Source organism: Calothrix sp. NIES-2100, assembly GCF_963875285.1.
GTDB lineage: Bacteria > Cyanobacteriota > Cyanobacteriia > Cyanobacteriales > Nostocaceae > Aulosira.
In genome coordinates this window covers 739,511-753,010 of record NZ_CAWNLA010000001.1, presented here as the reverse complement: position 1 = coordinate 753,010, position 13,500 = coordinate 739,511, and the positions used below count along the sequence as shown (strand labels likewise).

General features: G+C 42.1%; 13 protein-coding genes. 7 read left to right on the top strand and 6 right to left on the bottom strand.

Annotated features, from left to right (window positions below; all coding sequences use genetic code 11):
* Window positions 1-200 precede the first annotated feature (200 nt).
* The gene (locus tag AACU32_RS03030; protein WP_096597737.1) at window positions 201-1,163 is read right to left on the bottom strand and encodes a putative 2-dehydropantoate 2-reductase; all 963 of its coding nucleotides are present in this window, start codon (window positions 1,161-1,163) and stop codon (window positions 201-203) included.
* 146 nt (window positions 1,164-1,309) lie between these two features.
* On the opposite strand from AACU32_RS03030, the gene AACU32_RS03025 reads away from it, so the two are divergent.
* The 4 genes from AACU32_RS03025 (at window position 1,310) to AACU32_RS03010 (ending at window position 3,978) form a co-directional block, all read left to right on the top strand.
* Complete coding sequence (locus AACU32_RS03025) at window positions 1,310-1,711, top strand: fasciclin domain-containing protein (protein ID WP_096597735.1); 402 nt, start codon at window positions 1,310-1,312, stop codon at window positions 1,709-1,711.
* Window positions 1,712-1,889: 178 nt separating this feature from the next.
* Window positions 1,890-2,231 (top strand): hypothetical protein, encoded by a 342-nt coding sequence (locus AACU32_RS03020; protein WP_096607834.1) that lies wholly within the window; start codon window positions 1,890-1,892, stop codon window positions 2,229-2,231.
* 65 nt (window positions 2,232-2,296) lie between these two features.
* Window positions 2,297-3,442, top strand: coding sequence for a glycosyltransferase family 4 protein (locus AACU32_RS03015; RefSeq protein WP_445223213.1), 1,146 nt, complete (start codon window positions 2,297-2,299; stop codon window positions 3,440-3,442).
* A gap of 164 nt (window positions 3,443-3,606) precedes the next feature.
* Window positions 3,607-3,978 (top strand): hypothetical protein, encoded by a 372-nt coding sequence (locus tag AACU32_RS03010; protein WP_096607833.1) that lies wholly within the window; start codon window positions 3,607-3,609, stop codon window positions 3,976-3,978.
* Here AACU32_RS03010 and AACU32_RS03005 read toward each other — a convergent pair.
* From AACU32_RS03005 to AACU32_RS02990, 4 genes are all read right to left on the bottom strand, one after another.
* On the bottom strand, window positions 3,964-6,654 hold the full coding sequence (locus AACU32_RS03005; RefSeq protein WP_339377452.1) for a tetratricopeptide repeat protein: 2,691 nt from the start codon (window positions 6,652-6,654) through the stop codon (window positions 3,964-3,966). The genes AACU32_RS03010 and AACU32_RS03005 overlap by 15 nt on opposite strands.
* A 97-nt stretch (window positions 6,655-6,751) precedes the next feature.
* The gene (pyrR, locus tag AACU32_RS03000) at window positions 6,752-7,294 is read right to left on the bottom strand and encodes a bifunctional pyr operon transcriptional regulator/uracil phosphoribosyltransferase PyrR (protein WP_339377451.1); all 543 of its coding nucleotides are present in this window, start codon (window positions 7,292-7,294) and stop codon (window positions 6,752-6,754) included.
* 197 nt (window positions 7,295-7,491) lie between these two features.
* Entirely contained in the window at window positions 7,492-8,463 is a 972-nt protein-coding gene (cbiB, locus tag AACU32_RS02995) for an adenosylcobinamide-phosphate synthase CbiB (protein WP_096597731.1), read from the bottom strand.
* Between the two features lie 109 nt (window positions 8,464-8,572).
* Window positions 8,573-9,016 carry an Rrf2 family transcriptional regulator gene (locus AACU32_RS02990; protein WP_096597729.1) on the bottom strand — a complete coding sequence of 148 codons (444 nt, stop codon included), beginning with the start codon at window positions 9,014-9,016 and terminating at the stop codon, window positions 8,573-8,575.
* A 480-nt stretch (window positions 9,017-9,496) separates the two neighbouring features.
* Here AACU32_RS02990 and AACU32_RS02985 point away from each other — a divergent pair, with 480 nt between their 5' ends.
* A complete protein-coding gene (locus AACU32_RS02985; protein ID WP_096597727.1) occupies window positions 9,497-9,910 on the top strand; it encodes an AbrB family transcriptional regulator in 414 nt (137 codons plus the stop codon).
* A gap of 96 nt (window positions 9,911-10,006) precedes the next feature.
* On the opposite strand, the gene AACU32_RS02980 is transcribed toward AACU32_RS02985, so the two are convergent.
* Window positions 10,007-11,911: a chloride channel protein gene (locus tag AACU32_RS02980; protein ID WP_096597725.1), complete on the bottom strand. Its 1,905-nt coding sequence runs from the start codon at window positions 11,909-11,911 to the stop codon at window positions 10,007-10,009.
* A gap of 483 nt (window positions 11,912-12,394) precedes the next feature.
* On the opposite strand from AACU32_RS02980, the gene AACU32_RS02975 reads away from it, so the two are divergent.
* On the top strand, window positions 12,395-12,772 hold the full coding sequence (locus tag AACU32_RS02975) for a hypothetical protein (protein ID WP_096597723.1): 378 nt from the start codon (window positions 12,395-12,397) through the stop codon (window positions 12,770-12,772).
* A gap of 261 nt (window positions 12,773-13,033) precedes the next feature.
* Window positions 13,034-13,297, top strand: coding sequence for an AbrB/MazE/SpoVT family DNA-binding domain-containing protein (locus AACU32_RS02970; RefSeq protein WP_096597721.1), 264 nt, complete (start codon window positions 13,034-13,036; stop codon window positions 13,295-13,297).
* Window positions 13,298-13,500: the final 203 nt, after the last annotated feature.

The window sequence follows — 13,500 nt, the reverse complement described above, 5'->3', positions numbered from 1 at the left end:
ATTGTGAGGAACTTGTGACGGAACCAAAAAAATTAAGTAATTATATGTGAGTTCGATGGGGAGTTTAAAATCACAAGAACTGCGATCGCCCCCACTGACTTCAAGCGAGGAAACCCCAGAGAAGCGATACACATTTTTGTCAGTTGTCATTCTTACAAAGTTCTAATCTAAGGAAGCCTTAGCTCAGACTTTGCGCTTTGTCATTTGTCTCCCTTGTCTCCCTTGTCCACTCTGCTTTTCTCATCGAGAAACTTGAGCTGCTGGTATATACAATTAATCTGGGGTAAATTGACACCTGCGGCTTGGGCTTTGCGTAATGGATTGCCAAAAATTGCTTCTACTTCTAAAGAACGGCGTTCGTCGTGGTCAATTTTCATGCTCGTTCGATAAGGCTTCATCTTCACGGTATAATCCAGCATCATTTGAATGAAGCTATCAGAAATGATGCGATCGCAAGTTTTCGCTCCAGCTGCAACTTCATACATCAATTGTTCAGCTAACTTACGAGTATGTTCATACGCCATTAATTCATCGGTTCTGGCGTTGAGAATCACAGATAAACCATTATAGGGGATATTCCATACCAATTTTTTCCATCGCCCTAATAATAAATCTTCTGTTAATTCTATCGAAATACCAGCATTAATAAAATCATCGGCTATTTGCCGCATCTTCTCTGTAATCCCACAAGCATCATAACCAGGCGCATATTCCCCTAAGGTAATTTGTCCATAGTCGAGGTGGCGAATATGTCCTGCGCCGACTTTATTGGAACAGAGAAAACACAATCCACCCATAATACTGACATTGCTCACTATCGCCGCAACTTCTTCTTCTACAGCTAGTCCATTTTGGAGAATTAACACTACCCCATCGTCTTTGACAACGGGTGGCAACATCTGTGGTAATAAATGATTTTGTGTCGTCTTCAGTGCCACAACTACCACATCGCACTGTGGCATTTTTGTCACATCGTTGTAGGCGTTGACTTGGGGTAGGGTGAAATCACCGTCTTTGGATTCAACAACTAAACCAGATTTACTGACATATTCATAATCACTCTTCAGCAAAAAGTGGACATCTAAACCAGCTTTTTGCAGTTTCGCACCATAAAAGCCACCTAATGCACCAGTTCCGAGAATGGCGTAGCTACGATCGGACATTTTGCTTACACAGAGATTTTTCTATGATCATCATAGAGCGATCGCCCTATATCCTTACAGCCCTATTTACCGCTAAATTTGTTTAATATAGCTTAAAAATAGTTTACTATCCTTTAAGATAACATACACACATTAAGGTGGAATATATGGCTGATATTGTTGATATTGCTGTTTCTGCTGACGCTTTTAAAACCTTAGTAACTGCTGTGAAAGCTGCGGGTTTAGTAGAGACATTAAAAAGTCCTGGCCCGTTCACGGTGTTTGCACCGAATGATGATGCTTTTGCCAAGTTACCACCAGGAACTATCCAAACTCTGGTGCAGAATATTCCCCAACTAGCGCGAATTTTGACATATCATGTCGTACCTGGAAAGCTTTACCAGGAAGACTTAGCTAAACTCGGTACGGTTAATTCTGTAGAAGGTTCACCAATTAAAATTGATTGCTCTAACGGTTTTGAAGTGAAAAATGCCACAGTTTTAGCAGCAGATATCGAAGCAGATAATGGTGTGATTCATGTGATCGATACGGTGATTTTAATGGGTTGATTTAGCTATGGTGGGTAACGCCCACCATACTCACGATTAACATTTTACAATTGCCGAGATTAATTTAAATTATGTAACATAATTAATGCGGGCACTGCAATCAGATGCTAAGGTTAGTTCAATTATTTATAAATATATTAAATTTGTTAGTATATGTGAACATTATCCCCACAAATTGATGCTCGATTTCCATACCTTAGCTGAGTTCTCCCGCTCCAACTGCGTGAGTATTTGCGCATTTCTTGTGCCAGCAAACTTACTAACCACAATACTGACAATGATCCTCACAGCATTACATCGCCCATCACATCAAGTGTGGCAATCTGCTGGAATTGCCAGTATTTTTGCTTTAGTAATGGTAATGCATGTATATAGCTGGTTTGTCGTCGGCATAGTGATGCTGCCGACTTATATCTTGTTATGTTTAGCGATTACCTGCTTGTTGATTAATTTGGCAGCAATTCTCTGGCTAAGACGATCGCCTAATCTCACTGTCGCCATTAATACCACTTCCGAGTAAAAATAGTAGTCAACCATAGTAGTCAGGACTTTGGTGCTGACTACGAATACTACATAACAACGCTAATTACTAAAGTGGGCGAGAATCTCAATACTCAAGCCAAGGACAAAGCCAAGCATGTATTTGTGTTCTTAGAAGTTTTTATACATGAAGGTGGTATTCAGTCCTATGTTAAAGATATTTTTCGTGCCTATCAAAAATTGAGTCCCGGCTATCAAGCAGAAATATTTGTACTGCGAGATCGTCCGAATTCTGCAAAAGACTGGGAATCAGAGAAACTGAGATTTCATGGCTTTAAAAACCAATCCCCCCAGATTGGTAGATTGAAAATGACACTGGCGCTGCTGAAGTGTCTGTTGCTACAGCGTCCTCAGCAGGTTTTTTGCGGTCACATCAACTTAGCAAGACTGGTACAAACTCTTTGTCAACCCTTAGGAATTCCTTACACTGTCCTCACTTACGGTAAAGAAGTTTGGGAACCGCTGAACAATAGAGAACGTCACGCACTCACATCGGCATCAGGGATCTGGACAATTAGCCGCTATAGTCGCGATCGCAGCTGTGCGGCTAATTTTATCAATCAGAATCAAGTAAAAATACTGCCTTGTGCCATTGATGGTAATAAATTTACACCGGGAACTAAACAGCCGGAATTGATAGCCAAGTACGGCTTAACTGATGCCAGAGTTTTGATGACTGTAGCACGGCTGTGGTCAGGAGATATTTACAAAGGCGTTGATGTCACAATTCGGGCATTACCGCAAATTCTTCAGGTTTTCCCAGATGTAAAATACTTGGTTATTGGTCGCGGCGATGACCAACCAAGATTAGCCCAACTCGCACAAGATTTAGGTGTAAGCGATCGCGTAATTTTTGCAGGTTTTGTCCCCACAGAAGAATTAATCGCCCATTACCGCCTTGCTGATGCCTACATTATGCCTTCCCAAGAAGGATTTGGTATTGTGTATTTAGAGGCAATGGCTTGCGGAATCCCCGTACTATCGGGTGACGATGACGGTTCCGCCGACCCCTTGCAAGATGGGAATTTAGGGTGGCGAGTTCCCCACCGCGATCCCGGTGCAGTGGCCGCAGCTTGTATAGAAATACTCACAGGAATTGACCAACGTTGTGATGGGTATTGGCTCAGAGAACAAGCGATCGCTCTTTTTGGCATGGATGCTTTGCAAAAACGGCTACAAGAGTTACTTTGAAGGGCATGGGGCATGGGGCATTGGGCATTGGGCATTGGGGGACAAGGAGCACAACTGACAACTGACAACTGACAACTGACAACTGACAACTGACAACTGACAACTGACAATTGACTAATGACCAAACTCGCTATCCTAGAAAGAGAGAAACACGAAATTTAAAAATGAGCCTTAAATCTTTTCCATCACAGCTTGAAAGTCTTCGCCCTTGGCTCACGTTGTTAGCAGTTTTTTGGTTGCTAGCATCTTTAGGCTTGGGTTGGTTAGTGAATTCACTACTGATTATTTTTGGATTGCTGCTATTAGCACCTGTGATTGCCTTTTTTGGGTTTCGCTGGTGGCTGCAACGGAACTTGGTTGTCGATCAGTGTCCTGTATGTCGATATGAGTTTACAGGGTTAAATAACAGCCAGTTGCAATGTCCTAACTGTGGTGAGCAATTGTTAGTCCAAAATAGCCATTTTCGCCGCTTTACTCCCGAAGGCACAATTGATGTCACAGCGGTTGATGTGACGACAAAATCACTGGAAGATTAAAGCCACAAAGCGTTGGTCGTGTCTAATTTTGTCGAAATCAGAGTCAGTTTTTGCCATCTGGCGACATTCATGATGAAGTTTGATAACTTTTTGTAAGGTTTCAATTGCTAAATCCGCATTTCCTAGTAAGGCATAACAGCAAGCTTTGTTGTACCAGGCTTCGTGTTTGTCTGGTTTAATTGCTAAAGCTTGGTCGTAGGATGCGATCGCATCTGGGTATCTGTGTAGGTAAGTCAGTGCTAATCCTCGGTTATTCCAGGCTTCATGTTTGTCTGGTTTAATTACTAAAGCTTGGTCGTAGGATGCGATCGCTTCTAAATATTTTCCTAAGTTACGTAAAGCATTACCCCGGTTGTACCAGGCTTCGTGTTTGTCTGGTTGAATTACTAAAGCCTGGTCATAGGATTTTACCGCCTCTTCATATTTACCTAAATTAGACAAGGCATTGCCGCGATTTTTCCAAGCTTTAGGTTTGTCTGGTTGAATCAATAAAGCTTGGTCGTAGGATGCGATCGCTTCTTCATACCTTCCCAAGTTAAATAAGGCATTACCCCGATTATTCCAAGCTTCGTCTTTGTGAGATTGAATTGCCAGTGCTTGTTCGTAGGATTTTACTGCATCCTCATATTTTCCCAGATGCAACAGTGTATTGCCGCGATTGTACCAAGCTTCGTGTTTTTCAGGATTAATTACCAGTGCTTGGTCGTAAGATTTGACCGCATCCTCATACTTACCCAAATCACCAAGGGCATGACCCCGATTATACCAAGCTTCATCATCAGGTTTCATCGCCAGTACTTTGTCATAAGATGCGATCGCTGCTTCTAATTTACCCAAATTCTTCAGGCAATTACCGCGACTGTACCAGCTATAACTATCCTGGGGTTGAATAGCCAGTGCTTTGTTATAAGACTCCACCGCCTCTGCAAATCGCCCCAGGTTGCGCAAGGCATTTCCCCGGTTCACCCAACTTTGGTGTAAATTAGGGATAATTGCCAGAGCTTGATTGTAAGATGACAAAGCTTCTTCATGTCGTCCTAAATTCCGCAGGGCAATTCCCCGATTATTCCAAGCTTGATGTAAATCTGGTTTGAGAGTCACTGCTTGATCGTAAGATGCGATCGCTTGTTCATGCTGTCCATCTTCATCGAGAACATTACCCCGGTAATACCAGGCTAAATAGTCATCTGCTTTGATTTCTAGTAATTTGTTATAAGATGCGATCGCCTCAGCAAACCGTCCTAATTTACTCAGTACAATACCCCGATTGCCCCAAGCCGGGTAATAATTAGGTTGAATTTCTATGGTTTTATCCCAACAGGTAATCGCTTCCTGATAATAATTTGCTAGCGCCATCTGCACACCAAAATTTAGTAGTAGGCGTTGCATTTCTTGGGGGTGTCGCTTTGCTAGTTTTAATATTAATTTGCTGAAGGGCAATAGATATTGCTTAGCATCTAAATGTTTACCCTTACCTTCTATTTGCCCATCCCTAGGTGAAAGAATACGTTCAGCATGAATGAGAAAGTTCAGAGCAGTGTTTATTTGGTAACAATACCACAGCCGTTGCCAACAATTCCCACCTGCCAACATTTGCGCTGTTGCTTCGACTAGGAAACGTTCTAGCGGGAAGTCGAATTGCTGTAGCAAATCCACAGCATCGTAAATATACTGAGCATGAGGGTAGCGCTGCACTGACTCTTGATAGCGATTTTCCCAAGTCTTCCCCAAACTCTCCCGGTAATTGTTGGCGTTTAAAGGTAAACCGTCATTGCGCAGACGTTGGAGATTTTCTACAACATTTCTAAAAGTTGCATCATTGCGCCTTGCTAGTTCCGCATACTGTTCGGGCTGGGTGGGGATTTTAGTTTTGGGGACAGTTGCAGCTAACACCTCAACAATAGCCCGATCCTCCGGTTCTGGTAATTCATACACTTGAAATTGCTGCCAGAGTTTGGGATACTTGTCCCATTGCAATTTATCCCAGGCGTTAGCTTCTCCGGGAAAATCTGGTTGTTTTTCATTCCGTGCTGTAGCGATGACGCGGATTTCGGCTTTACCGCAAAAAGACTCGTATTTAGTTAAAGTATCTAGCAGACGTTGTTGTAAAGGAACAGTAAATCGTTCCGCCAGACTTTTTTCCGCTTCGGGAGAGATTTCCTCAAGACTGCGGTGCATTTTTTGATTGAGGTCATCTAAGAAAAATAGTAACTTGCGATCGCCTCCAATTAACCTAGGCAATCGAGCAGGCGCATCTAGCCATTCATTCGGCTTGAGATAAAGTACCGTCCAACCTGTTTGGTTAAAATACTTAGCTACTTCCGCAGCTTCCCTAGTTTTCCCCAGTCCATTACGTCCAACAATTAACACCCAACGGTGTTGTTCTAGCAACTGCTGTAATTCTTGGCGGATGCTGCGATTTTCCACCCGCCTTTGATAGGATATATTGCCATCTGCCAAAGGGTCTTTCTCATCCCCACCCAAAATGCGCTGCATCAAATCTGGGCTTTGAGGTTTAATCACCTCAAAAGCAAAATTTTCTGGGGGAATTCGCCGTTGGCGCTGTCGCCAAATCAGCCACCAGAAGAAACTGACAATAGCAGGTAAAATAGTCGGCAACCCGCCTGAGAGTAGATTGTCAATAAATTCCTGATTGTCTGCATAGAAATTGAGCATTGGATCGAGAATATCGAATCCCTCCAATTCTTGCTAGGTTCGGGGATGGGGGACAAGGAAGACAAATGACCATTGACCATTGACCATTGACAAATGACTAATCCCCAATCAACTCCACTGCATCTTTCCCATCCCAATCTTGTAAGTAAACTTTGACAATCTCTTCTTTAGCGGTGGGTAGCTGCTTACCAATAAAATCTGGATGAATTGGTACTTCACGATGACCTCTGTCTACCAAAACCGCTAAACGAATTACCTCTGGTCTACCGTACTCATTTACCGCATTTAAAGCAGCACGAATCGTTCTTCCTTTAAAAATGACATCATCCACCAGAACAACCGTTTTCCCTGTGAGGTCAAACGGAATATTGGTTTTGGCGGGAGTCCTCAACCCAATTTGATCTAAATCATCTCGATAAAATGTAATATCTAATGCTCCGACCTCTACAGATACACCTTCTAATGTCTCAATCTGACGTGCTAATAACTCAGCTAACAGCACACCCCTAGTATAAATACCTAGTAAAACCAGTTGAGATAAATCACGCGTCCTTTCCACAATCTGAGAAGCCAGACGAGTTACAGTACGACGAAGTTCTTCCGATGAGAGAATTTCAACTACTTTCACAGACATAGCCATAGACCGATACCCCTGAGTAATGCATGATACCAGATATTAGAGGCGACTGGGAGCAGAGAAGGAGGACAAGGGGGACAAGGAGGATAAGGGAGATGAGGGAGTGTGGGGAGTGTGGGAAGTTTTCTTCGCCATCTCTCCCCCTGTCCCGCCACAAGCCCAATGCCCAATGCCCAATGCCCAATACCCTATATTTATCATTACCTGTTTGGGTGTATTAAGAATATAGCGATCGCTACCCCTAACCAAAGTAAAAAACAATATCTAGTTAATTGCAAAGCAGATTCAATACTTTGAGGGGTAATGGGATAAATGTCATCTCCCAAAAGTGGTTTTTCTTTGGCTACGCCGCGATACCAGTTTGTACCACCCATCTGTACACCCAAAATGGCTGCATAGGCGCACTCACTCCAGCCAGAATTCGGACTAGGATCAGTTACCGCATCTCGGCGACAAATACGCCAAACATGCAGGGGTTTACCTGATAACAGCGCTAGCGTTATTACTGTCAACCGACAAGGAAGCCACGTCAGATAATCTTCTAAGCGCGCACTAAACCAACCCAAATAAGTATAGGGTGCTTCTCGATAGCCCACCATTGAATCCAGAGTACTACTAGCTTTGTAGGCTAAAGCTAAAGGTGCAGCCCCGACAAAGGGGATGAATGCTCCCACAATTGCATAAAACAGCACAGCCATCACCCCATCAGTTGCATTCTCCGTTACAGTTTCTAAAATCGCTCGCAAAATTTCTGGTTCAGAAAGGTTTTTGGTATCTCGACCAACATAATTACTTAAAGTATCACGAGCTTCTATTAAGTTTCCGGCTGTTAAAGGTTTTAATACAGTCACCGCAGCTGTTCTCAAACTTCTGCCAGCAAAACAACTAGCTAACATTATGCTTTCTACAGCAATTGCGAATACTGGATGCAGCCATCTAGCACTTTGAATTATTAACCAGCTGACAACTGCGCTACCAATTACTAAGATAATACCGAGGAAAATTCCAGCTATTCTTTGAGTGAGAGAATGGTGACAATATTTCCCAGACAGTTGGCTAAAGTGAGAAATTACCCATCCCATAACTTGTACTGGATGAAGCCAACCCCAGGGATCGCCAATTAAGTAATCTAAAATAGCAGCAACGATCAATATATAGATGTTATTAGTCATTAGTCATTAGTCAATGGTCATTAGTCAATGGTCAATGGTCATTAGTCAATGGTCAATGGTCAAGAAATTCTTAACTGTGGACTATGGACTTTTGACTATGGACTATGGACTAAACCACAAAATTCGCTTCTTCTCCTAGTGAAGCTTGCCAACTCCGAGCATCGTAATAGAGATCGGCTAAGGTAATACTGTATATAGCTTCTTTTAGCTTTTGGTTGAGTCTCTGCCAAAGTGTAAAAGTTACCCAATCTTCAGCTTGGGCTGATGTTGGGGCATGATCGGGCAAATAAGCGATCGTTTCACCCACTGACTCTAAAATTTGTCCTATAGATATTTTTACAGGTTCTCGTGCCAATTGGTAGCCGCCAACGCTACCACGAATTGATTTCACTAACCCAGCACGACGCATTTCTATTAACAATTTTTCCAGGTAAGGAGCAGGAATATCTTGGCGATTGGCAATTGCTCTTACAGAAACAGGGCCATACTTGGGCTGTAAACTTAAATCAAGTAAGGCCTTCACACTATAATGTCCTCTCGTTGTTAGTTTCATTCTCAGCAGCTTTGTTGTTTAGTCAACAGTCAATAGTCATTAGTCAATAGTCAATAGTCAATGGTCAAAAAAAGTTGGACTTTGGACTCTTGTAGGGGCGGGTTTAACCAACATATCTCATTTGCAAATGGAAATTTTACAAAACCCGCCCCTACTGACTAAGGATCAGTTTTGCTTATCATTCTGTACCCCAATTCTCTATATCAGCAGGTAGACAACTTTTGTAGCGCTACTTTAGAAAACTTAAACAAGTATAGTCTAGCAGTAATTTACAACCTATCGATAGTTATCAGTATTGCCAGCATTCTATAAAATAGATTGTCTTGGCAATATTGGAAATCAAGTAACAATTCTGCCAATGAATGTAATATACTTGGCAAGGCTGAAATAAAAACTAAAGGATTCTGTTCCTACTAGCTCAATGTCAGCTAAAATAAAATCGATTCAAAGACTTGAAACATTCGTTTTCGACCTAAGTTGATGGCTAAACAGAAAAAAATTGAACCCCTAGTCGGTGAAGATCTGCTCAAAAAAGTTAAAGAGCTAGAGAACGAGAGCAAAGAAGACAAAGCCAAGAAGTGCGGCTACTATACCGTTACCAAAAATGGTATAGAGCGCGTCAATATGATGAAGTTCTTAAACGCTCTGATTGATGCGGAAGGCATTCAATTGGATAGCACACCTAGTGCTAATGGGCGTGGTGGACGTAGTGCCAGCTATAGAATTAGTGTGCAATCGAACGGCAACTTGCTGATAGGTTCGGCTTATACAAAACAGATGAATCTTAAACCAGGAGATGAGTTTCTCATCACTTTAGGTAAAAAGCATATTCGTCTCAGACAGGTAGATCCAGAAGATAGAGAAGATGCTGAAGATATAGAAGCCACTGCTTAATAAATAGTCCATAGTCAAGAGTCCAAAGTCAATAGTCCAAAGTCAATAGTCCAAATAGTGACCATTGACCATTGACTGTTGACCATTGACTATTGACTAATGATTAGTCACCACATCTTTCATCGGCTGGATGAGTAAATGCTGGTGAATTGCCCGACGTGTTACTGCTAAACTGCACGTTAATGCAATTTGCTCTTTTTCAAGTAGACCTAAAATGCGCTCATGGTTGTCTCGTGCTACCACTGGTAACTGATGCAAACCCCGGAGCGCCATGCGGTCTAAAGCTTCAGATAAGGGTTCATCCCTCCAAGCATAAAGAATTTCAGTAGTACAAATATCCCGGAGAGTTTGACTGGATAAATTACTCTCAATTGCGGTGGGCAAATTTTGATAATTTTGCCCAAGGCGGAGTGCGCGGTTAATATCTTCTAAAGAAATAATCCCTATTAATTGCTCGGCTTCATTAATTACTAAAGCACTATGGCAGCGATCGCGGATCATTTCCTTAGCTGCTTCTAACACCCCTACTGTTGCCAATAATTTTTTCGGACAAGTTAGCATTGCATCTTCTACTAAAAGTTGCTGCAACATCTCCGTCTTCTCATCTTTCAATTCCGGCAGCCCAATCTGTTGTAGATTAGTATTAGAGTTGGAATTGGGCTTGATTCGCTCTATCAACCAGACACTCAAACCCACAGCCGCCATTAAAGGTAAAACAATGCGGTAATCACGGGTTAATTCAAACAGCATGATAATTGCTGTTAACGGCGCTCTTACACTAGCAGCCAAAACTGCTGCCATTCCTACCATTGCATAAGCAGGGGGAGCCGCCATTTGTGCGCCAATAGCTGGGGAAATCAAAGCTACGACTTTCGCATAAGCTGAACCAAAAGAAGCACCTAAAAACATCGCTGGTGCAAACAACCCGCCAACAAAACCACTACCACTACTAATCGCCGTCATCAGCAGTTTAACTAACAACAGTACAACTAGCAAAGGTAAAGAAAACTCTACATCTTGCAGCATGGCTTGTACAGTGCCATAACCAATGCCCAAAATTTGCGGATAATACAAAGCGGCTACGCCAACCATCGCACCGCCAATAATCGGATGGATGTACCTGGGAATTCGTCCCAAAAATGCGAACATGGGAACCTCGCCAGCAAAGCAAGCTTTAGCTAAGCGAATTGACTCTTTATAAGCTAGAGAAACAAGACTTGCTCCTAAGCCCAATCCCAAATAAATTGGCAATTCTAAAGGACTGCGGACTTGATAAACAGGTAAAGCAAAAGCAGGTTGTGCGCCCAAACCAATTTGGGCAATTAATGCTGCTACCACGGCGGCTAATAGCACCACACTCACCGCAGAAGTCGCAAAAGAAGTAGCTCCCATTACCACCTCTAGGGCAAAAAACACCCCAGCTATAGGAGCATTAAAGCCTGCTGCTAACCCTGCCGCCGCCCCAGCACCCAAAAGCAAACGCTGTTGCTCTTGAGATACTTGCAGCACCAAAGACAATAACATCCCGAAATTAGCACCAATTTCGACACTAGGCCCCTCTGGCCCCAAAGAAGCACCACTCCCCAATGACACAGATGCAGCCAACATCTTAGTCACCGGGCGTAGTGGCTGCTTGATTTCTTTTCCCTGAGAAGCAGCAATCAAAGAAGCAAGTCCAGGGCCAAAATCTTGCGTGCGCCAGCGCATTAAGCCGACAATTAAGCCGCCGAGAGTGGGAACACAGGCTAAAGTCCACGCACCCCAGACACCAATAACGCCCATTAAATCTTCCAGCATCAGGTCGTGAATCAGCTGGATTAAATAATGAAAAGTAACTACACCCATACCCGTACCGCCGCCAATTAAGATAGCTAAAAGCAGCACAACGGTTTCTAGAGAAGGTTGAAAACGGTTAATTAAGCGGGCTAAACGATTGGAAAGAGAAGGAAAAGCAGGTTGTTCCGTCACCTTCCTCTTTTCAGTGGGAGGCAAGAGAGTCATGGAGAGGCGAGGTAAATGTAAGAAAAAATTTAAATTTTTATCTGTTACTTCTCATTGTGAGCCATGATTTAGCAACCAGACAAGTATGTTAGACGGGCAAGATTTACAAAGTTTCAGTTAAAAAAAATTCCACTGTGCAAAATTTTGATGGCGAGAATGGTTAAATGGGAGAAAATTATTATAGTTATTGGTAACCAAGCAGTGGTAAAGTGCAATTCAGTATAAAGTAAAACTTTGTATACTCAAGCTGTATAGGTAGTCTTGGTGATTGCACCATAGGCACACACTAACAAGGAGTCATCCTTTGCTAAATCTAGCTATACTCGTGTTGCGGTCATTGAACTAACCTGAGTCAAAAGAAAACTGTATGTGTAATTAAGAACTGATGCTAGACCACACAGGTGAGTCTATATAAGTGTTAAGCGGGAATTCACTATAGCGATTGTTTATAGAGCGAGTCAAGGGACTAGGCGGATAAGGTAGATGAATACACACATTTTTGATAATCATTATGTTACTTGCCCAATTTGCCAAAGAAATGCTACGCCTAAACCAATAAAGTCGTGCATTGGCTTGTTTAGTTGTCCATATTGTCAAGAAAAACTAGTAGTTTGTCAAAGCGGTCATTATGTCCGCGATCCATTTACTATCAAGCAAATGATGGTCTCTTCGGCGCTACGTCGTCAAAGTAGTCCGTTAGCTAGGATTGTCCGAGATTTTATCTTTCTTAAGCGTCCTGCGATCGCCCTAGCTGTCGGAAGTTTCATGCTCTTGGGCATGATTGCTGTGACCCAACAAAGCACAAACTACGAACAGCAAATAACTCCGACAACAGAGAACTTAAATGAAAAACTTCAGTAAGTGTTATTACTGAACGTTATGTGGTAAAATATACTATATATGTTATTTTATCAAGTATAACATGAAAAATACCGTATACTATCCCCAATTGGAAGTATACGGTTTAATTTTGTCAAGAGACTGGAGGAAACGGTGAAGGGTTGGAGTTAAGTTTACTTTTTGTTACATACTTCTGTTTATTTGCACCTTTCTACTAATGGTCAAGTCAGAAAATTTATATAATGCTAGTGTCTTCGCTGCTTTTTCTGCTTTGTTGCTGAGATGGAAACTACAAAACTATCCGATCAAGGACAAGTAATTATTCCGGAATTATTGCTAGAAGTTTATGGTTGGGAAGTAGGGCAGGAATTAATTGTCATTGAAATGGGTGATAGTATTCTCTTGAAACCGAAGAAAGTATTTCCTGAAACCACCTTAAATGATGTTGCTGGATGTTTGAAATATCAACGTACGCCAAAAACTCTGGAACATATGGAAAATGTCATGCGTCAAGGTGTAGACGAATTATGGCATAATTGCCGTTGATACATCGCTATTTTGCATATCTAAGCTAGTTAATACTCAACCTATTAATACTGAATAAATTATCAACTCAAAAAAGTTTGATATTATTCGTAGAGATTTTCGGTCAGATATTGCGTAAGTCATAAGCAATAAAACTTTCTACTCCTTGTCTGCAAGAATTCTTCTTTCCTTGTCTCAGTGTCTACTGCATTTAACTGCAACTT

Excerpts from the sequence above, each read along its gene's own strand:
- AACU32_RS02970 (WP_096597721.1), top strand. The coding sequence starts at position 13,034 with ATGGAAACTACAAAACTATCCGATCAAGGACAAGTAATTATTCCGGAA.
- AACU32_RS02975 (WP_096597723.1), top strand. The coding sequence starts at position 12,395 with ATGAATACACACATTTTTGATAATCATTATGTTACTTGCCCAATTTGC.
- AACU32_RS03020 (WP_096607834.1), top strand. The coding sequence starts at position 1,890 with ATGCTCGATTTCCATACCTTAGCTGAGTTCTCCCGCTCCAACTGCGTG.
- AACU32_RS02990 (WP_096597729.1), bottom strand. The coding sequence starts at position 9,016 with ATGAAACTAACAACGAGAGGACATTATAGTGTGAAGGCCTTACTTGAT.
- AACU32_RS03025 (WP_096597735.1), top strand. The coding sequence starts at position 1,310 with ATGGCTGATATTGTTGATATTGCTGTTTCTGCTGACGCTTTTAAAACC.
- AACU32_RS03005 (WP_339377452.1), bottom strand. The coding sequence starts at position 6,654 with ATGCTCAATTTCTATGCAGACAATCAGGAATTTATTGACAATCTACTC.
- pyrR (WP_339377451.1), bottom strand. The coding sequence starts at position 7,294 with ATGGCTATGTCTGTGAAAGTAGTTGAAATTCTCTCATCGGAAGAACTT.
- AACU32_RS02980 (WP_096597725.1), bottom strand. The coding sequence starts at position 11,911 with ATGACTCTCTTGCCTCCCACTGAAAAGAGGAAGGTGACGGAACAACCT.
- AACU32_RS03010 (WP_096607833.1), top strand. The coding sequence starts at position 3,607 with ATGAGCCTTAAATCTTTTCCATCACAGCTTGAAAGTCTTCGCCCTTGG.
- AACU32_RS02985 (WP_096597727.1), top strand. The coding sequence starts at position 9,497 with ATGGCTAAACAGAAAAAAATTGAACCCCTAGTCGGTGAAGATCTGCTC.
- AACU32_RS03030 (WP_096597737.1), bottom strand. The coding sequence starts at position 1,163 with ATGTCCGATCGTAGCTACGCCATTCTCGGAACTGGTGCATTAGGTGGC.
- cbiB (WP_096597731.1), bottom strand. The coding sequence starts at position 8,463 with ATGACTAATAACATCTATATATTGATCGTTGCTGCTATTTTAGATTAC.